At 72.9% G+C, this 18,065-nt stretch carries 14 protein-coding genes; 6 read left to right on the top strand and 8 right to left on the bottom strand.

Going from position 1 to position 18,065, the window contains the following annotated elements; all coding sequences use genetic code 11:
• Positions 1 to 200 precede the first annotated feature (200 nt).
• Positions 201 to 959, top strand: coding sequence for a lysoplasmalogenase (locus tag ACFYUY_RS02660; protein ID WP_360219896.1), 759 nt, complete (start codon positions 201 to 203; stop codon positions 957 to 959).
• An 83-nt stretch (positions 960 to 1,042) separates the two neighbouring features.
• On the opposite strand, the gene ACFYUY_RS02655 is transcribed toward ACFYUY_RS02660, so the two are convergent.
• The 7 genes from ACFYUY_RS02655 to ACFYUY_RS02625 all read right to left on the bottom strand — a co-directional run bounded on the left by ACFYUY_RS02655 (position 1,043) and on the right by ACFYUY_RS02625 (position 8,802).
• A complete protein-coding gene (locus ACFYUY_RS02655; protein WP_363362972.1) occupies positions 1,043 to 1,630 on the bottom strand; it encodes a hypothetical protein in 588 nt (195 codons plus the stop codon).
• 262 nt (positions 1,631 to 1,892) lie between these two features.
• A complete protein-coding gene (locus tag ACFYUY_RS02650; protein WP_387897262.1) occupies positions 1,893 to 2,696 on the bottom strand; it encodes an exodeoxyribonuclease III in 804 nt (267 codons plus the stop codon).
• A gap of 96 nt (positions 2,697 to 2,792) precedes the next feature.
• Complete coding sequence (gene ggt, locus ACFYUY_RS02645; protein ID WP_387897260.1) at positions 2,793 to 4,580, bottom strand: gamma-glutamyltransferase; 1,788 nt, start codon at positions 4,578 to 4,580, stop codon at positions 2,793 to 2,795.
• A 256-nt stretch (positions 4,581 to 4,836) separates the two neighbouring features.
• Entirely contained in the window at positions 4,837 to 5,946 is a 1,110-nt protein-coding gene (locus tag ACFYUY_RS02640; RefSeq protein WP_387897258.1) for an ROK family glucokinase, read from the bottom strand.
• A complete protein-coding gene (locus ACFYUY_RS02635) occupies positions 5,943 to 6,758 on the bottom strand; it encodes an ATP-binding cassette domain-containing protein (RefSeq protein ID WP_360214022.1) in 816 nt (271 codons plus the stop codon). The genes ACFYUY_RS02640 and ACFYUY_RS02635 overlap by 4 nt, the downstream gene beginning before the upstream one ends.
• On the bottom strand, positions 6,755 to 7,786 hold the full coding sequence (locus ACFYUY_RS02630; protein WP_360214020.1) for an ABC transporter permease: 1,032 nt from the start codon (positions 7,784 to 7,786) through the stop codon (positions 6,755 to 6,757). The genes ACFYUY_RS02635 and ACFYUY_RS02630 overlap by 4 nt, the downstream gene beginning before the upstream one ends.
• A complete protein-coding gene (locus ACFYUY_RS02625; RefSeq protein WP_360214018.1) occupies positions 7,783 to 8,802 on the bottom strand; it encodes a substrate-binding domain-containing protein in 1,020 nt (339 codons plus the stop codon). The genes ACFYUY_RS02630 and ACFYUY_RS02625 overlap by 4 nt, the downstream gene beginning before the upstream one ends.
• 310 nt (positions 8,803 to 9,112) lie before the next feature.
• On the opposite strand from ACFYUY_RS02625, the gene ACFYUY_RS02620 reads away from it, so the two are divergent.
• Entirely contained in the window at positions 9,113 to 10,258 is a 1,146-nt protein-coding gene (locus tag ACFYUY_RS02620; RefSeq protein WP_360214016.1) for an alpha/beta hydrolase-fold protein, read from the top strand.
• A gap of 194 nt (positions 10,259 to 10,452) precedes the next feature.
• Here ACFYUY_RS02620 and ACFYUY_RS02615 read toward each other — a convergent pair whose 3' ends face one another.
• Positions 10,453 to 12,045, bottom strand: a complete 1,593-nt coding sequence (locus tag ACFYUY_RS02615; protein WP_360214014.1) for a helix-turn-helix domain-containing protein — start codon at positions 12,043 to 12,045, stop codon at positions 10,453 to 10,455.
• Between the two features lie 425 nt (positions 12,046 to 12,470).
• On the opposite strand from ACFYUY_RS02615, the gene ACFYUY_RS02610 reads away from it, so the two are divergent.
• The 4 genes from ACFYUY_RS02610 (at position 12,471) to ACFYUY_RS02595 (ending at position 18,002) form a co-directional block, all read left to right on the top strand.
• A complete protein-coding gene (locus ACFYUY_RS02610; RefSeq protein ID WP_360214012.1) occupies positions 12,471 to 13,358 on the top strand; it encodes an FAD binding domain-containing protein in 888 nt (295 codons plus the stop codon).
• Complete coding sequence (locus ACFYUY_RS02605; protein ID WP_360214010.1) at positions 13,355 to 13,843, top strand: (2Fe-2S)-binding protein; 489 nt, start codon at positions 13,355 to 13,357, stop codon at positions 13,841 to 13,843. Before ACFYUY_RS02610 ends, ACFYUY_RS02605 begins: the two co-directional genes overlap by 4 nt.
• Entirely contained in the window at positions 13,840 to 16,206 is a 2,367-nt protein-coding gene (gene pucD / locus ACFYUY_RS02600; RefSeq protein ID WP_360214008.1) for a xanthine dehydrogenase subunit D, read from the top strand. The genes ACFYUY_RS02605 and pucD overlap by 4 nt, the downstream gene beginning before the upstream one ends.
• A gap of 305 nt (positions 16,207 to 16,511) precedes the next feature.
• Positions 16,512 to 18,002: an NCS2 family permease gene (locus ACFYUY_RS02595; protein WP_387897255.1), complete on the top strand. Its 1,491-nt coding sequence runs from the start codon at positions 16,512 to 16,514 to the stop codon at positions 18,000 to 18,002.
• The last annotated feature ends 63 nt before the right edge of the window (positions 18,003 to 18,065 follow it).

Genomic DNA, 18,065 nt, shown 5'->3' with positions numbered 1-18,065 from the left:
GGGCCGCGCCGCCGCGCCGTCATCCGCCCTTCCCCGCCGGGGTTACGCACCGGTAACCCCGGTCTTCCGCCACACCTGCCGGTCGCTTAGGGTCGGTCCCGCCCGCACGTCCCACCCCGCGACGTCCCACCCCGCGACGTCCCGTCCCTCTACGTCCCACCCCCGTGCCGTCCCACCCCACCCCGGAGGTCCGCAGCCGCATGAGCATCCGTACGACCACCCGTGCCGTCCTCGGCGGGCGCCTGCGCCCGGCCGCCGGCCTGCTCGGCGGCTTCGCGGCCACCTCGGCGGCGCACCTGGGCGCGATCCTGTCCGGCTCGCCGGTGCTGCGCAACGCCACCAAGCCGGCCCTGATGCCGCTGCTGGCCGCCCACAGCGTGACGGCCGCCACCGCCGCCGGGCGCCGGGCGCCGCGGCAGTTGGCGCCCGCGCTGCTGCTGAGCGCGGGCGGGGACGTGCTGCTCCAGCTGAAGACCGACCCGGCGTTCCTGGCCGGCATGGGCTCGTTCGCGGCGGCGCACGTGTGTTACGTGACGATGTTCGTCCAGCGCGGGGCGCTGAACGAGCGCCGCCGGGCACTGGTGGTGGCGGCCGCGTACGCGACGGCCTGGGCGGCCGTGATCGGGCGGCTCTGGCCGGACCTGGGGGACCTCCAGGTGCCGGTGGCCGGCTACAGCCTGCTGCTCGCCTCGACGGCCGTCACCTCGGCCGGCCTGGGCTGGCGGACCGGGCTGGGCGGTGCGCTGTTCCTGCTCTCCGACACGCTGATCGCCACCCAGCTGGCGAAGTGGAAGGAGCTGCCGGGGCATCAGTTCTGGATCATGGCGACGTACGTCCTGGCGCAGTACCTGCTGGCGAGCGGCACGCTCCGGCACGAGCAGGAGCACGGCGGCCCCGACCGGTCCGACGCGGGCGACGGCACGGCCGCCGGTCACCGGTTCTCCCCGCAGACCGTCTGAGACCCGTCCGCGCGCCGCCGCACCCGTCGGGGCCGGGGGCGCGCGGACGGGTCCGGGGGCGCGCGGACGGGGCGGCGGGGCCGTCAGGCGCCTCGCCGGCGCAGCAGCCAGAAGCCGCCGATGCCGCCCGCGACGAGCGCCAGGCCGCCGGCGAGCTCCGCCGGATCGGCCGCGACCGAACCGCCGAGGCCGGTCTTCACCGCGCCGTGCGGGGCGACCTGCTGGCTGCCGGCGCCGGACTGGCCGAGCGAGCCCGCCCACTCGCCGGCGGCCTGGCCCCACTCGCCGAGGGTCTTGTCCGGGGTGGCGGCCGCGACGGTGGCGACGGTGACACTGGTGGAGAAGGTGCCGCCGTCCGGGCAGGTGCCGTCGACCTTGCTGTCCCCGGCGTGCTGGCCGGCCAGCCGGGCGGAACCGGTGTGCTTCCCGTCGGCGCCCAGGGTGAGGGTGGCCGGGCCGCCCTCGAAGGCCGCCGAGTGGGCGGTGATGGTCTTGGCGTCGGGCTTGTCCGACTTCTCGCAGGAGACCGTGACCGTCACGGTCTGGCCCGGTGCGGCCTGGGACGGACTGACCGAGGCCGCGCCGTCCCTGGCGGAAGCGAGGGGGGCCGTCAGGCCGGTCAGCACCGTCGCGCCGATCAGGGCGGCGGCGGCCGTACGCGTGGGGCGCATGCCGGAACCTCCGGGATTCTCGGGCGCAGCCGGGGGAACTCCGATGTCCACGTGGTCGAACGACTGCACCCGGTTACTCACCGACGGTAGGGAGGCCACCGGGGCCCGGCCACCCGGTCTGGACCGTCCGGGTGAGCACCCCTCACCGTGCGTGAGCCGCCGCCGACGGCCCTGCGGCGCGTCGACGGCGGCTCACCCTCGGCGGCCCACCTGCTGCGGCCCACCTGCTGCGGCCCGCGCGCGGCGACTCACCGTCGGCGACTCACAGGTCGAGGTCCACCACGACCGGCGCGTGGTCCGAGGTGCCCTTGCCCTTGCGGGCCTCGCGGTCCACGTAGCTGTCGGTGACGGCGTCGACGAACGGCTTGTTGGCGTAGGTGAGGTCGATCCGCATGCCGCGGTTCTTCGGGAAGGCCAGCTGGCGGTAGTCCCAGTAGGTGTAGGGGCGGTCGTACTTGAGCGGACGGGGCATCACGTCGTGCAGGCCGATCTCGCCGAGGGCGGCCAGCGCGGCCCGCTCGGGCGGGGTGACGTGGGTGAGCCCCTCGAAGGCGGCGACGTCGTAGACGTCCTCGTCGGTGGGGGCGATGTTGAAGTCCCCGAGGACGGCGAAGGGGCGCTCGCCGGCGGCGTCCCCGGCGGCGGCCAGGCGCAGCGCCTCCAGCCACTCCAGCTTGTAGCGGTAGTGCGCGTGGTCGACCTCGCGGCCGTTGGGCACGTAGACCGACCAGACCCGGACCGGGCCGCAGGTGGCGGCGACGGCGCGCGGCTCGACGTCGGGCAGCAGGGCGCCGTCGGCGAGGTAACCGGGCTGGCCGGGCAGGTCGCGCACGACGTCCTCGAGGCCGAGCCGGGAGACGACGGCGACGCCGTTCCAGCGGCCGGTGCCGTGGGCCGCCGTCTCGTAGCCGAGGGCGCGGACCTCGTCGTGCGGGAAGGCGTCGGCCGCGCACTTGAGCTCCTGGAGGCAGAGCACGTCGGGCTTGGCGCTCTCCAGCCACTCCAGGAGCTTGGGCAGCCGGGCGGTGACGGAGTTGATGTTCCAGGTGGCGATGCGGACGGTCACGGCGGGCGGCCTTCCCGGTGGTTCGGTACGGACAGGGGTGGGCCCCGCGGGAGGCCCACCCCGAACATACCGCCCGGCACCGACGGCCCCGGCCGGTCAGCCCGCGGGCCGCACCACCGCGGCCGAGCCGCCGCCGCGCCGCACCGGCTCGGCGGCCGCCACCCAGCGCCCGTCCGGCAGCCGCTCCACGCCGGTGGCGGCGCCGATCTCGGCGACGGGCGCGAAGACGTGCCCGAGCGCCTCCAGCGCGGGCCGCTCGGGCAGCGCGAGGAAGCCGGGCTCGGCCTGGGTGGCGGCGGTGTTGCGCTGGCTGGCGCGCGGCGCCGCGATGGCCTGCTCCAGGCTCAGGCCCCGGTCGAGCCGCCCCAGCAGCACCTGCAGGGTGGTCGTGATGATGGTGGCGCCGCCGGGGCTGCCGGTGGCGAGCAGCGGTTCGCCGTCGCGCAGCACGATGGTCGGGGAGATCGAGGAGCGCGGGCGCTTGCCGGGGCCGGGCAGGTTGGGGTCGGGGACGCCGGGGGTGAGCGGGGCGAAGTCGAAGTCGGTGAGCTCGTTGTTGAGCAGGAACCCGCGGCCGGGGACGGTGATGCCGCTGCCGCCGGTCTGCTCGATGGTGAGCGTGTACGAGACGACGTCGCCCCAACGGTCGGCGACGGTCAGGTGGGTGGTGTTGGGGCCCTCGTAGGGCTCGGCGACGGCGGGGCCGGCCGAGGCGCAGTCGGCGGGGTGGCGCGGGTCGCCGGGGGCGAGCGGGCTGGTGAGGGCGCGGCCGGGGTCGATCAGGCAGGCCCGGGAGGCGGCGTAGCGCGGGGAGAGCAGCTGCGCGGTCGGGACGTCCTCGGAGGCCGGGTCGCCGACCCAGCGGTTGCGGTCGGCGAAGGCGATCCGGGAGGCGTCCAGGAAGTGGTGGTAGTACTGCGTGCCGTCGTACGCGGAGAGCTCGCCGTCCTCCAGGATGCCGAGGGCCTCGCCGACGGTGGTGCCGCCGGAGCTGGAGGGGGCGATGGAGTAGACGTCGTAGTCGCGGTAGGCGACGTGGGTGGGGGCCTGGCGGCGGACCTGGTAGGCGGCGAGGTCGGCGGTGTCCACCCTGCCCGGGCGGGCGTTGCGGCCGGAGGCCGGGTCGACCGGCGGGTGCTGCACGGTGTCGGCGATCTCCTTGGCCAACTCGCCCTGGTAGAAGGCCTTGACGCCGTCCTTGGCGAGCAGCCGGTACGTCGCGGCGAGGTCGGGGTTGCGCAGCACGGAACCGACCGCGGGGAGGTTCCCGCCCGGCAGGAAGGTCTTCGCGGTGGCCGGGAAGTCCTTGAACCGGCTGTAGTTGTCGGAGGTCTGGCCCCGGAAGGTGTCGTCGACGACGAAGCCGTTCTCGGCGATCCGCTCGGCGGGCTCCAGGACGTCGGCGAGCGGGCGGCTGCCCCACTGGCGCAGCGCGGCGTCCCAGGTGGCGGGGGTGCCGGGGACGCCGACGGACAGGCCGCTGGTGACGGCGTCGGCGAAGGGCAGCGGTTTGCCGTCCTCCAGGAACAGCCCGGTGCCGGCGGTGCGGCCGGCCACCTCGCGGCCGTCGACGGTGTGCACCCGGCCGGTGGCGTGGTCGTAGTAGACGAAGTACCCGCCGCCGCCGATGCCGGAGGAGTAGGGCTCCGTCACCCCGAGCGCGGCGGCGACGGCCACCGCCGCGTCGACCGCGTTCCCGCCCTTGCGCAGCACCTCGATCCCCGCGGCGGTGGCGTCGGCGTCGACGCTCGCGACGGCGCCTCCCCAGCCGACCGCCTCCGGCACCTTCGGCGGCGGCGCGGCGGCCCCGGCCGGCCCGGTGGTGGACCAGACGAGCGCGGTGGCGAGCAGCAGTGACGGTGCGAGACGGGCCAGCGCCCTCATCCGAGTCCTCCTGAGTCGACGTCAACTCAGTTGTTCCACAGGCGACATGGATCCGACAACCACACCGCGACACTACCGGCGGGTAGCCTGCGCGTCGGGCGAGGCGAGGCAGAGAGGGGCGGAGAGGGGCGGAGAGGGGCGGAGAGGGAACAGATGACAGAGTTCAGATGACAGATTTCAGCGAACAGATAACGTCATCTGTTCGCTGAAATCTGTCTGCTGAAATCTGTTCGCCGAAACCCGTCCGCCGGACCGGTCAGCCCGACGCGCTGCGCTCGACCCGGCGCCGCTTGATCGTGCGGAAGCGGCGGGCGACCTGGCGGGCGAGGTCGGCGGCGCCGACCAGACCCGCCTCGTTGCCGAGGGCGGCGTGCACGATGGCGGCCTCCGGGCGGAAGCCGCGCCCGGTGAGGGTGCGGCGGAAGGTGTCCCGGGCCGGGCCCAGCAGCAGGTCGCCGGCCTCGGAGACGCCACCGCCGATGACGAAGCGGCCCGGGTCGAGCGCGGCGGCCAGGTTGGCGATGCCGACGCCCAGCCAGGTGCCGACCTCGTAGAGCAGTTCGGTGGCGGTCGGGTCCCCGGCCCGGGCGGCCTCGGTGACCAGCGGGCCGGTGATGCCCTCGACCGCGCCGCCGGCCCGGGCGAGCAGCGGCTGCACCACCGGGGACTCCTCGGCGACCAGCTCGCGGGCGTCGCGCACCAGCGCGTTGCCGGAGGAGTACTGCTCCCAGCAGCCGCGGTTGCCGCACGGGCAGCGGTGGCCGCCGGGCAGCACCTGCATGTGCCCGAACTCCCCCGCCAGGCCGTACTTTCCGCGGTCGACGTAGCCGTCGCGCACCACGGCGCCGCCGATGCCGGTGCCGAGGGTGAGCATCACCATGTGGTCCTCGCCGCGGCCGGCGCCGAAGCGCCACTCGGCCCAGGCGGCGGCGTTGGCGTCGTTCTCGACGATCACCGGGAAGCGCAGCCGCTCGCTGAGGGCCTGCTGGAGCGGTTCGCCGCGCCAGTTGAGGTGCGGGGCGAAGAGCACCGTGGAGCGCTCGGCGTCGACCCAGCCGGCCGCGCCGATGCCGACGGCGTGGACGTCGTGCCGGTCGGCGAGCTCCAGCACCAGGTCGACGATGACGTCCTCGACGACCTTGGGGCTCTTGCTCTTGTCCGGGGTGTCGGTGCGCAGCTTCTCCAGCACGTTGCCCTCGCCGTCCACCACTCCGGCGACCACCTTGGTGCCGCCGATGTCGACGCCGATGGTGGGCAGCCGCAGTATCCCGGCGGGCAGGGCACGGCGGCGGCGCTCGGCCCGCGGGCCGAGGCCGAGCAGGGTGGGCAGGACGGCCGGCCGGGTGCCGCCTTGGGGGCTGTTCACGGCTGCGGACGCTCCTCACGAGGGGTGGTGGGGTCGGGGCGGGCCAGCTCGTGCGAGAGTTCGGCGAGGTCGGAGCCGCCGGCCATCTCGGTGGTGAGCTGTTCGAGGCCGATCGCGGCACGCGGGTGGCTGCCGGCCATCCGGCCCCGCTTGAGCAGGGTGAAGTGGTCGCCGACCAGGTACGCGTGGTGCGGGTTGTGGGTGATCAGGACGACTCCGAGCCCGGCGTCGCGGGCTGCGGTGACGTACTTGAGGACCACCCCGGACTGCTTGACGCCGAGCGCGGCGGTCGGCTCGTCCAGGATGAGCACCCTGGCGCCGAAGTGCACGGCGCGGGCGATCGCCACGCACTGGCGCTGCCCGCCGGAGAGGGTGCCGATCGGGCGGTCGACGTCGTGCAGGTCGACGCCCATCCGGGCGAGCGCCTCGCGGGTGGTGGCGCGCATGCCCTCGGCGTCCAGGCGCAGCCCGCCCCAGCGGCGGTGGCCCTGCTCGGAGCCGAGGAAGAAGTTGCGCCAGACGGGCATCAGCGGGACGACGGCGAGGTCCTGGTAGACGGTGGCGATGCCGAGGTCCAGGGCCTGCCGCGGGGAGGTGAGCCGGACCTCCTCGCCGCCGACGGTGTAGGTGCCCTCGTCGTGCTGGTGCAGTCCGGCGATGATCTTGATCAGGGTGGACTTGCCGGCCCCGTTGTCGCCGAGCACGCAGCTGATCTCGCCGGCGTGCAGGGTGAGCGAGACGTCCTGGAGGGCGCGGACGGTGCCGTAGGTCTTGCCGACGCCCTCCAGCGCGAGGAGTTCTTCGCTGCTCATCGCGGCCCCCGTTCGGCCTGGCGCTTGACGTAGGCGTTCAGCAGGGCGGCGAGCAGCAGCATCGCGCCGAGGAAGAACTTGAACCAGTCCGGGTTCCACTGGGCGTAGATGATCCCCTTGCTGACCATGCCGAAGATCAGCGCGCCGAGCGCCGAGCCGACCACCGAGCCGTAGCCGCCGGTGATCAGGCAGCCGCCGATGACGGCCGCGACGATGTAGATCAGCTCGTTGCCGACGCCCTCACCGGACTGCACGGTGTCGAAGGAGAACAGCAGGTGCTGGCCGAGCACCCAGGCGCCGAAGCCGACGCCGAGGTAGAGCAGCGTCTTGGTCCGGGCGACCGGCACGCCCACCGCACGGGCGGCGGCCGCGTCACCGCCGACGGCGAAGATCCAGTTCCCGAAGCGGGTGCGCAGCAGGATCCAGGTGCCGACCGCGAGCAGGCCCAGCCACCACCAGACGGTGGCCTTGACGGTCAGTCCGCCGACGGTGACCTCGGAGGCGAACAGCCAGCGGCAGGAGGCGAAGCCCTGCATGTCGGAGATCGGCTTGGTGGAGACGGTGCCGGAGACCAGCTTGGTGACGCCCAGGTTGGCACCGGTCAGCATCAGGAAGGTGCCGAGGGTGACGATGAAGCTGGGCAGCCGGGTGCGGCCGAGCATCCAGCCGTTGAAGCCGCCGACCGCCAGCGTGACGGCGAGCGAGACGGCCACCCCGACCCAGGTCACCGCGGTGAACTGGTAGGAGACCATCGAGGAGGTCAGCGCGGCGGTGGTGACCAGCACGCCGGCCGACAGGTCGAACTCGCCGCCGATCATCAGCAGCGAGACCGGGACGGCCATGATCCCGATGGTGGACGCCGCGTAGAGCACGGTGCCCAGCGAGGAGACCTGGAGGAAGGGCCCGGCCGCGGCGGCGAAGACCAGGAACACCGCGACGGCGGCGATCAGCGAGCCGAGTTCGGGGCGGGCGAGCAGGCGGCGCAGCGCGGCCGGGCGGTCCTGGGCGAGGACGTCGGTGGCGGTCACCGCGTCCCCCTCGCGACGTACTCGGCGAGCGCGTCGGCGTCGTCCCTGGTCAGGATCTGCGGTCCGGTCGCGACGGGCTTGCCGCCGCCGAGCATGTCGAGGTTGCTCCGGTAGAGCCAGAGCAGGTCGACGCCCTCGTAGCCCTGCAGGTAGGGCTGCTGGTCGACGGCGAAGCCGACGCTGCCGGACTTGAGGCCGGCGACGACCTGCTGCCCGAGGTCGAAGGTGTCCAGCTCGACGGGGCGACGGGCGTCCTGGATCGCCTGCAGCCCGGTGGCGGCCATCGGGCCGGAGAGGGTCAGGACGGTGTCGACGGACGGGTCGGCCTGGAGCTTGGCGGAGATCGCGGCGCGGGCGTCGGGCATGTTGACGCCGTCGACGTAGAGCACCTGGAAGGTGCCGCCGGCCTTGGCCTGGGCGCCGGCGCAGCGCTGCTCCTGGCCGACGTTGCCCTGCTCGTGGATGACGCAGAGCACGTTCTTGCGGCCGCGGCCGGCCAGCTCGGTGCCGGCGGCCTGGCCGGCGGTGGACTCGTCCTGGCCGATGTGGGTGAGAGCGCCGAACTTCGCGGAGAACTCCTGGCCGGAGTTGATGGTGATCACGGGGATGCCGGCGGCCCTGGCCTTGCCGAGGACGTCGGCCATCGCGTCGCCCTTGGCGAGGGTGACCAGCAGGCCGTCGACCTTCTGGTCGATGGCCGCCTGGACGAGCTGGACCTGGTTCTGGGTCTGCGCGTCGTTGGAGTACAGGAAGGTGATGTTGTCCTTGGCGGCGGCCTGCTCGGCGCCCTTGCGCACGCTGTCCCAGAAGGCGTCGCCGGCTCCGGCGTGGGTCACCATGGCGACCTTCCAGCGCGGGGTGGTGACGGCGCTGCCGGCGGCGGCCGCCGCCTTGGCGCGGGCCTCCTCGGCGCGTCTGCCTCCGGTACTGCTGCAACCGGCCGCGGTGACCGCGAGTGCCAGGACGGCGCACACGGGCCAGATGCGGCGGGACGGGCGAAAGCGGGTTGTGCTCATCCCCCTATCCTCTCTGGCCGCCCGCCGCGTGATCGCACCGCCTCGCCCGGCGGGGTGCACGGCACGGGAGGTAAGGTGCCTCGGGGGACCTTCCTGGAAGTTCGCTGGACATCTCGTCCGGACGACCGCCGTCCGGGTGGCGCCGACAACGCCGACCCACCGCAGGTTCAGCACGGAGACGTGATGTTCCTCTCAGGTTCCGCACAGATTCGGACGGCAACCGATCATCGGTTCACTGCCGTCCAATGCCATTGGAGTGCGTCCGGGCGAGTGGGGTCCGGACGGCCAGCGACCCGGATACGAGAACTCGATGCAACTGACAGGTACGCCATTCTTCGTCCTCACCGTCATCCTGGTGCCGGTGTCCATCGCGGTGGCGTTGCTCTTCTGGGGAAAGGTCCCCGGACCGAACCCGGTGCGGATCCTGTCCAGGCTCGTCATGATCATGTTCTGCCAGGTCACGGCCGTGCTGATGGTCTTCGTCATGGTCAACAACGCCAACCTCATCTACGGCAGCTGGGACGACCTCCTCGGCACCGGTGACCACGTCCGGGCCGTGCCCTCCGTCCCGCCGGCCGAGCCGGGCGCCCCCGCCGGCCAGAGCGGCGGCCAGAACAGCGGCGACGCCGCCAAGCAGCCGCCGAAGGTCGCCCAGAAGTTCGGCGGCGTCAACGACCCGGCGGTGCCCGGCGACGTCCAGAAGACCGAGCTCAAGGGCCAGGTGTCCGGCGTCGACGGCGAGGTGCTGGTCTGGCTGCCGCCGCAGTACAACGACCCGGCGTTCAAGGACAAGAAGTTCCCGGTCGTCGAGCTGATCCCCGGCTACCCCGGCTCCTCCTCCACCTGGTACGGCACCCTCAAGGTCTCCGAGCAGCTCAAGCCGCTGATGCAGCAGGGCAAGGTCGCCCCGTTCATCCTGGTCTCACCGCGCACCCTGCTGCTCGGCAACCACCAGGACGCCGGCTGCACCGACATCCCCGGCAAGGTCAACGCCGACGCCTGGCTCACCCGCGACGTGCCGCAGATGGTCCTGGACAACTTCCGCGCCGACCCGTCCGCCGACCGCTGGGCGATCGCCGGCTACTCGGCCGGCGCCCACTGCGCGGCCAAGCTGTCCCTGGCCCACCCCAACCGCTACCGCGCCGCCGTCTCGATGTCCGGCTACAACGACCCGGCCTCCGAGGGCGACTCGCTGGTGGGCAAGGACCCGAAGCTGCGCGAGGCGAACAACCCGGTCAACATCCTGAAGGCCGCCCAGACCCCGCCGAAGGTCTCCCTCTTCATCAGCGGCAAGAAGGGCGACGGCCTGGAGGACGCCCAGGCGATCCAGGCCGCGGCCAAGGAGCCGACCAAGGTCCAGATCCAGGAGACCCCGGGCCCGCACTCCACCGAGCTGTGGAAGGGCATGGTGCCCAGCGCCTTCGAGTGGCTGACCGGGGTCATCCCGGTGCAGTGACCGCCCCCTGAGCACCCGGCAGGGCCCGCCGCGAACATCGCGGCGGGCCCTGCGGCGTTCCCGGACCCGCCGGAGGCCACGGACCCGCCGGAGGCCGGACGGCGATCCGGATCCCAGGCACGCGGACCCGCCGGGCGTCACGGACCCGCCGGAGGGCACGGATGTCGTGGACGCCGCGCGGGCCCGGGGAGCCGTCAGGCCAGTTCGAGCGCCAGGTAGAAGTCCACCCGGTCCTCCAGCCGGGACAGGTCACGCCCGGTCAGCTCCTCGATCCGGCCGATCCGGTAGCGCAGGGTGTTCACGTGGACGTGCAGCTGCGCGGCGCAGCGCGTCCAGGAGCCGTCCGAACGCAGGAACGCCTCCAGGGTGCGGACCAGGTCCGCCTGGTGCTCGATGTCGTACGCGATGACCTTGTCCAGCAGCCGGCTGCGGAAGGCCCGGCGGACCTCGTCCGGAACGGCCGCCAGCAGCAGCACGTGCGAGGCCAGCTCCTCCGGGCCCGCCACGCAGACCCGGCCGACCCGGGCGGCGGCGATCCGGCGGGCGTGCCGGGCCTCCTCCAGGGCGCCGCGCAGGCCGCCGGCCTCGGCCGCGGGGGCCGAGACGCCGAGGGTGATCCGGCCCTCCGAACCGAGTCCGGCCTCCAGCGGGGCCAGCAGCTCGCGCAGGGTGTCGGCGGGCACCGCGGCGTCCAGGGCGGGCAGGACCACCACGGCGCCGGTGCCGGCCCCGGCGATCAGCGCGCGGTCGCTGGTGCCGCCGAGGGCCTCCTCCAGCACCGCGCGCACCATGCCCTCCGGCAGACCGGTGCCCTCGGCGCTGACCACCAGCCAGGAGCCGTCCTGGACCTGGGCCCTGGGCTCGGGGCTCTCGTAGCGGGCGGCCATCGCCGAGGAGGCGTACAGGGCGCGGCTGATCTCCGCCGGATCCGCGTCGCGCTGCAGCCGGTCCAGCAGTTCGTCGGCGAGCCGGCGGCGCAGCCGGCGGCCCTCGTCGCGGCGCTGGCGCTCGGCGGCGACCAGCCGGGCCAGGTTCTCGGCCAGCTGCTGGCGCTTGGTGGTCCACTCGGTGACGTCGCCGGCGACGGCGAGCATCCAGTCGGCCAGCGGCGCGTCCTGCTCGGCCGAGGCCGCGGCGGGCAGCAGCGAGTAGGAGCCGCCGGCCAGCCGGGCCCGGTGCGGGGGGCGGCGGCGCTGGCGCTGCGCGCCCAGGTGGGCGCGCACCAGCTGGTCGCGGTCCTCGGCGGACAGCCGGTCGGCGGGGCCGGCGATCACCGCGCCGGTGGGGGTGAGCACCCAGCAGTCGAGGTCGAGGTCGCCGCCGAGCAGGTCCAGCACGGCGTCCAGGCCGCCGCCGCCGGCCGCCGAGACCAGCAGGCGGTGCCGGTCGACGAGGGCCGCGAGGTCGGCGGCCCGGTCGGCCGACACCTGGCGGCCGATGAACTCGGTGACGGTGCCGAAGGCGATGTCGTCCGGTACCGCCAACAGGGGCATCCGGTGCCGTCGACAGGCCTCGACCAGGTCCTCGGGCACCGGGCCGACCTCGGCCTCGCCGGCCGCCAGGGCGACGGCGCCGCCGGCCACGATGGTGCGCACGAACCGCTCGGAGTCGGCCGGGCCGGTGCGCCAGAGCATGCCGGTGAGCACCAGCTCGCCGCCGTGCAGGTAGCGCCCGGGGTCGTGCAGGTCCGTGGTCATCACGCCGCTGACCTGCCGGTCCAGCTCGTCCTCCGCCGCGAGCAGGCGCAGTCGCGGGGCGCCGGGGGCGAGCAGGTCACGGACACGCATCCGCGGACTCCTAACGGGCTGGGGGGGTGAGGGTGGGGGCCCGGGCACGCTGCCGGGGGTCACAGTGTGCCCGAACATCCGTGCTCGGCGTTACGTACCACCGGGCCGCCGGATCACGGGCCCGTAGCTTGCGAATCACGACCGGATTACGGTCGTAGGTAGCACCCGGTGAACACCTGGGCTGCGGAATTGCGCTCCTTAGAGGAACGTACAGGATGCCGGGCTGGAGCACAGCCGGGGCTTCATGCCATCGGTGACTGCCAGTGGGCCCCGTCACAGCGGTTCACTGGGCGACACGCCGCCGGACACAACCCGGTGACCGGGGCCCGACGCGGAGGCGACGAAGCGGTTAGCGAGGTCCGAACACCGAGTTCCGGGCACTGTGCCCACCCGTTCGGCAGGCGACGACTTGAGGAGACACCCGCATGGAGTTCCTTCGGCCCGCTACCTGGGACGAGGCACTCGCGGCGAAGGCTGAGTACCCGACCGCGCTGCCCATCTCGGGCGGTACGGACGTCATGGTCGAGATGAACTTCGACGTGCACCGGCCATCCGCGATTCTCGACCTGAACCGCGTCACCGAGCTGACCGAATGGTCGAACGACGGCAGCGTCGTCAAGCTCGGCGCCTCGGTCCCCTACGCCCGGATCATCGACGAGCTGTCCGGGCCGCTGCCCGGGCTGGCGCTGGCGGCCCACACCGTCGGTTCGCCGCAGATCCGCAACCGCGGCGGCGTCGGCGGCAACCTCGGCGGCGCCTCCCCCGCCGGTGACGCGCACCCCGCGCTGCTGGCGGCCGGCCGCGACGTGTTCGTCGAGGCGGCCTCGGTGCGCGGGACCCGGATGATCCCGATCGACGAGTTCTACGTCGGGGTGAAGCGCAACAGCCTGGAGGCGGACGAGCTGATCCGGGCCGTGCACATCCCGGTCGCGGACGGCCCGCAGCAGTTCTCGAAGATCGGCACCCGCAACGCCATGGTGATCGCGGTCTGCGCCTTCGGCTTCGCCCTCCACCCCAAGAACGGCACGGTCGGCACCGGCATCGGTTCGGCCGCCCCCACGCCGCGCCGCGCCGTCGAGGCCGAGGAGTACCTGCAGGGCGTGCTCGCCGAGCGCGGCCTCTGGGAGTCCGGCGGCCTGCTGGGCACCGAGGTGATCCAGCGCTTCGGCGAGCTGGTGAAGGCCGCGGCCTCGCCGATCGACGACGTCCGCGGCACCGCCGAGTACCGGCGCCACTCCCTGGCCGTGATGGCCCGCCGCACCCTCACCTGGTGTTGGAACGACTACAGCAAGCAGATCAGGAGCGCGGCATGAGGGTCACTTTCACCGCCAACGGCAAGCCGGTCGAGGCGGACGACGTCTGGGAGGGCGAGAGCCTCCTGTACGTGCTGCGCGAGCGGGTCGGCCTGCCCGGCTCGAAGAACGCCTGCGAGCAGGGCGAGTGCGGCTCCTGCACCGTCTACCTGGACGGCGTGCCGGTCTGCTCCTGCCTGGTCGCGGCCGGCCAGGTGCAGGACCGCGAGGTGCGCACCGTCGAGGGCCTGGCCGAGGAGGACGGCGAGCTGGGCCTCGTCCAGCAGGCGTTCATCGACGCCGGCGCCGTGCAGTGCGGCTTCTGCACCCCCGGCCTGCTGGTGCAGACCGACGCACTGCTGGAGCGGGACGCCCAGCCGAGCGACAACGACATCCGCGAGGCGCTGTCGGGCAACCTCTGCCGCTGCACGGGCTACGAGAAGATCATGGACGCGGTGCGGCTGGCGTCCGCCCGCAAGTGCGCCGGGGAGGCGGAGTCCGCATGAGCACGCGCACCATCCAGGGACAGAAGAACCTCCAGAACATCGACCAGGCGTCCAAGGACGGCATCGGCGGCTCGCCGCTGCGCCCGGACGGCAACCTGAAGGTCAAGGGCGAGTTCGCGTACTCGTCCGACATGTGGCACGAGGACATGCTCTGGGGTATGGCGCTGCGCTCGCCGCACCCCCGCGCCAACATCCTCTCCGTCGACATCTCCGAGGCGCTCAAGGTGCCCGGCGTCTACGCGGTGCTCACCCACCGGGACATCCCCGGCTCGAAGTACTACGGCCTGGAGATCCAGGACCAGCCGGCGCTGGCCATCGACAAGGTCCGCTACCACGGCGAGGCGATCGCACTGGTCGCGGCCGACCACCCGGAGACGGCCCGCCGCGCGGTGAAGAAGATCAAGGTCGAGTACGAGGTGCTCACCCCGATCGTCACCGAGGAGCAGTGCCTCGACCCCGAGACCCACGGCTACGTGCACGAGCCGCACGAGTACAAGTCGCACGGGTACGGCAACATCTGCCACGAGCAGAAGCTGGTCTCCGGCCTCGGCGTCACCGACGAGGTGCGCGCGCTCGCGGACGTCGTCGTCAGCGGCGACTACGAGGTCGGCATGCAGGACCAGGCCTTCCTCGGCCCCGAGTCCGGCCTCGCGGTGCCCGCCGAGGACGGCGGCATCGACCTGTACATCGCCACCCAGTGGCTGCACGTCGACCGCCAGCAGATGGCCCCGGTGCTCGACCTGCCCGAGGAGAAGGTCCGGCTCACCCTGGCCGGCGTCGGCGGCGCCTTCGGCGGCCGCGAGGACCTGTCGATGCAGATCCACGCCTGCCTGCTGGCCCAGCACACCGGCAAGCCGGTGAAGATCGTCTACGCCCGCGACGAGTCCTTCTTCGGCCACGTGCACCGCCACCCGGCGAAGATGCACTACGAGCACGGCGCCACCCGCGACGGCAAGCTGGTCTACGCCGACTGCCGGATCGTGCTGGACGGCGGCGCGTACGCCTCCGCCTCGCCCGCCGTCGTCGGCAACGCGGCCTCGCTCGGACACGGCCCGTACGTGATCCCGAACGTCAAGATGCACGCCATCGCGCTGTACAGCAACAACCCCTCCTGCGGCGCCATGCGCGGCTTCGGCGCCGTCCAGGCCGCCTTCGGCTACGAGACGCAGATGGACAAGCTGGCCGCCGCGCTCGGCATGGACCCGGTCGAGCTCCGGCAGCTCAACGCGATGTCGGAGGGCGACCACATGCCCACCGGCCAGCAGATCGACTCGCCGGCCCCGGTCGCCGAACTGCTGCGCCGCGTCAAGGACATGCCGCTGCCGCCGCCGCTGGACACCGAGCACCTGGACGTGCGCCAGCTGCCCGGCGCGCTGTCCAACACCTCGCACGGCGAGGGCATCGTGCGCGGCGTCGGCTACTCGGTCGGCATCAAGAACGTCGGCTTCTCCGAGGGCTTCGACGACTACTCCACCGCCCGGGTGCGCCTGGAGGTCATCGGCGGCGAGCCGGTCGCCATGGTGCACACCGCGATGGCCGAGGTCGGCCAGGGCGGCGTCACCGTGCACGCGCAGATCGCCCGCACCGAGCTGGGCGTCGAGCTGGTCACCATCCACCCGGCCAACACCGAGGTGGGATCGGCCGGTTCGACCTCCGCCTCCCGCCAGACGTACATGACCGGCGGCGCGGTGAAGCTGGCCGCCGAGGCCGTCAAGCGGGCGCTGATCGAGAAGGGCCGCCGCCGCTACGGCTGGACCCACGACGACATCACGCTCAACGGCGGCAAGGTCGTCTCGGCGGGCTCCGGCGCGCTGGTCTCCATGGTCGACCTGCTCGGCGACGAGGCCATCGACCTCACCCGCGAGCACCACCACCGCCCCACCGTCCCCTTCGACAAGGAGACCGGCCAGGGCTTCGGCCACGTCCAGTACACCTTCTGCGCCAACCGCGCGGTGGTGGACGTGGACGTCGACCTCGGCCTGGTCAAGGTGGTCGAGCTCACCGCCGTCCAGGACGTCGGCAAGGCGCTCAACCCGCTCTCCGTCGTCGGCCAGATCCAGGGCGGCTGCACCCAGGCGCTCGGCCTCGCCGTGATGGAGGAGATCATCGTGCGGGACGGGAAGGTGCGCAACGCCTCCTTCACCGACTACCTGATCCCCACCATCCTCGACACCCCGCCGATCCCGGTGGAGATCCTCGAACTGCCCGACCCGCACGCCCCGTACGGGCTGCGCGGCGTCGGCGAGGCCCCGACCGTGTCGGCGACGCCGTCGATCGTGGCCGCCATCCGCAACGCCACCGGCCTCGCGCTCACCCGGATCCCCGTCCGGCCCGAGCACCTGACCACCGAACAGCCCGGCTGACCGCGGGACCACGACCTCCCCGGGGCGGCGACCGTCTTCCCCGCCGCCCCGGGGCAGCACAACCCCACACGGCACCACCCACCACGCAGTACAGGCACCCCCATGCACCACCAGCCGACACGCGAAAGCCCCATCCCGCTGCCTCTCCCACGCCGGGGTTCTGCAGCGGTGCGCACCACCTACGCACCGCAGGCACCGCCACAGTGTGCGCCCAGTGAGTCGAACAGTCCCCCTGCGCCAACCTCGTTGACTGGCGATCAGGTCGGCTCGCCCACCCCAACCCCCTTTGACACTTGGGAGTGGACATGACCCGGATCCCCACGGAAGCCGGCACCACCGAAGAAAGACCCGCCGAGGACGACACCACAGCGCCGTCCCCGGAAGCACGCCCGAAGAACGCGCTGGACTCGTACTTCAAGATCTCGGCCCGGGGATCGACGCTCGCCAACGAGCTGCGGGGTGGCCTCACCACCTTCATGGCGATGGCGTACATCATCCTGCTCAACCCGATCCTGCTCGGCGGCGCCGACAAGACCGGCTTCAAGCTCGACCACGCGCAGCTGACCACCGCCACCGCGCTGGCCGCCGCCGTCACCACCATCCTGATGGGCGTGATCGGCAACGTGCCGCTCGCGCTCGCGGCCGGCCTCTCCGTCTCCGGCGCCGTCTCCGCGATCGTGGTCCCCAACACCACCTGGCCCCAGGCCATGGGCCTGTGCGTGGTCTACGGCCTCCTGATCGTCCTGCTGGTCGTCTCCGGCCTCCGGCAGAAGATCATGGACGCGATACCCCTGCCGCTCAAGCACGCCATCACCATCGGCATCGGCCTGTTCGTCGCCCTGATCGGCCTCGTGAAGTCCGGCTTCATCCACCACGGCCCGGACCCGTTCGGCCCGCCCGTCTCGCTCGGCCCCAAGGGCGAACTCGTCGGCTGGCCCGTCCTGGTCTTCGCGATCACCCTGCTGACCATCTTCGTGCTGCTCGCCCGCAAGGTGCGCGGCGCCATCCTGATCGGCATCGCCGGCGGCACCGTGGTGGCCTTCGTCGTCAACGCCACCGTCACGCTGCCCGAGCACACCTGGGCCAGCTCCGTCCCCGAGTGGCCCGGCAGCCCGATCGCGGCCCCCGACTTCGGACTCTTCGGCAAGGTCGACCTCTTCGGTGCCTTCGGCAGCCAGGGCATGGGCGCCATCAGCGCCTCGGTCGCGGTCTTCGCCCTCGTCCTGGCCGGCTTCTTCGACGCGATGGCGACCATCATCGGCGTCGGCACCGAGGCGGGCCTCGCGGACAAGCAGGGCCGGATGCCCGGCCTGTCCAAGGCGCTGTTCATCGACGGCGCCGGCGGCGCGGTCGGCGGTGTGGTCGGCGCGTCCGGACAGACCGTGTTCGTCGAGTCCGCCACCGGCGTCGGCGACGGCGCCCGCACCGGCCTCGCCTCCACCGTCACCGGCGCCATGTTCGCCCTGATGCTGTTCTTCTCCCCGCTCGCCGGCATCGTCCCGGTCGAGGTCGCCTCCGCCGCCCTCGTCGTGATCGGCTCGATGATGATGAGCCAGGCCCGGCACATCGACTGGTCGGACCGCGAGGTCGCCATCCCGGCCTTCCTCACCTGCGTCCTGATGCCGTTCACGTACAACATCACCGCGGGCGTCGCCGCCGGCGTCATCTCGTACGTGACCATCAAGGCCGGCACCGGCAAGTGGCGCGAGCCCAGTGCGCTGATGTGGATCCTCACCGTCGTGTTCCTGGTCTACTTCGCCCTCACCCCGGTCAAGTCCCTGCTGGGGGCCCACTAAGCGGCACCGCCGCCGTACGGGATCGTTTCCCGTACGGCGGCGTTCCGGCACCGGCCCCCGCCG

Origin of the sequence: Kitasatospora sp. NPDC004745 (assembly GCF_042873275.1) — a bacterium.
Taxonomy (GTDB): Bacteria; Actinomycetota; Actinomycetes; order Streptomycetales; family Streptomycetaceae; genus Kitasatospora.
The sequence above is the reverse complement of the archived record's forward strand: the minus strand, read 5'-3'. Positions and strand labels throughout refer to the sequence as shown.

Coding starts and splice junctions, on each gene's coding strand:
- ACFYUY_RS02660 (WP_360219896.1), top strand. CDS start 201: ATGAGCATCCGTACGACCACCCGTGCCGTCCTCGGCGGGCGCCTGCGC.
- ACFYUY_RS02655 (WP_363362972.1), bottom strand. CDS start 1,630: ATGCGCCCCACGCGTACGGCCGCCGCCGCCCTGATCGGCGCGACGGTG.
- ggt (WP_387897260.1), bottom strand. CDS start 4,580: ATGAGGGCGCTGGCCCGTCTCGCACCGTCACTGCTGCTCGCCACCGCG.
- ACFYUY_RS02635 (WP_360214022.1), bottom strand. CDS start 6,758: ATGAGCAGCGAAGAACTCCTCGCGCTGGAGGGCGTCGGCAAGACCTAC.
- ACFYUY_RS02625 (WP_360214018.1), bottom strand. CDS start 8,802: ATGAGCACAACCCGCTTTCGCCCGTCCCGCCGCATCTGGCCCGTGTGC.
- ACFYUY_RS02620 (WP_360214016.1), top strand. CDS start 9,113: ATGCAACTGACAGGTACGCCATTCTTCGTCCTCACCGTCATCCTGGTG.
- ACFYUY_RS02615 (WP_360214014.1), bottom strand. CDS start 12,045: ATGCGTGTCCGTGACCTGCTCGCCCCCGGCGCCCCGCGACTGCGCCTG.
- ACFYUY_RS02610 (WP_360214012.1), top strand. CDS start 12,471: ATGGAGTTCCTTCGGCCCGCTACCTGGGACGAGGCACTCGCGGCGAAG.
- ACFYUY_RS02605 (WP_360214010.1), top strand. CDS start 13,355: ATGAGGGTCACTTTCACCGCCAACGGCAAGCCGGTCGAGGCGGACGAC.
- pucD (WP_360214008.1), top strand. CDS start 13,840: ATGAGCACGCGCACCATCCAGGGACAGAAGAACCTCCAGAACATCGAC.
- ACFYUY_RS02595 (WP_387897255.1), top strand. CDS start 16,512: ATGACCCGGATCCCCACGGAAGCCGGCACCACCGAAGAAAGACCCGCC.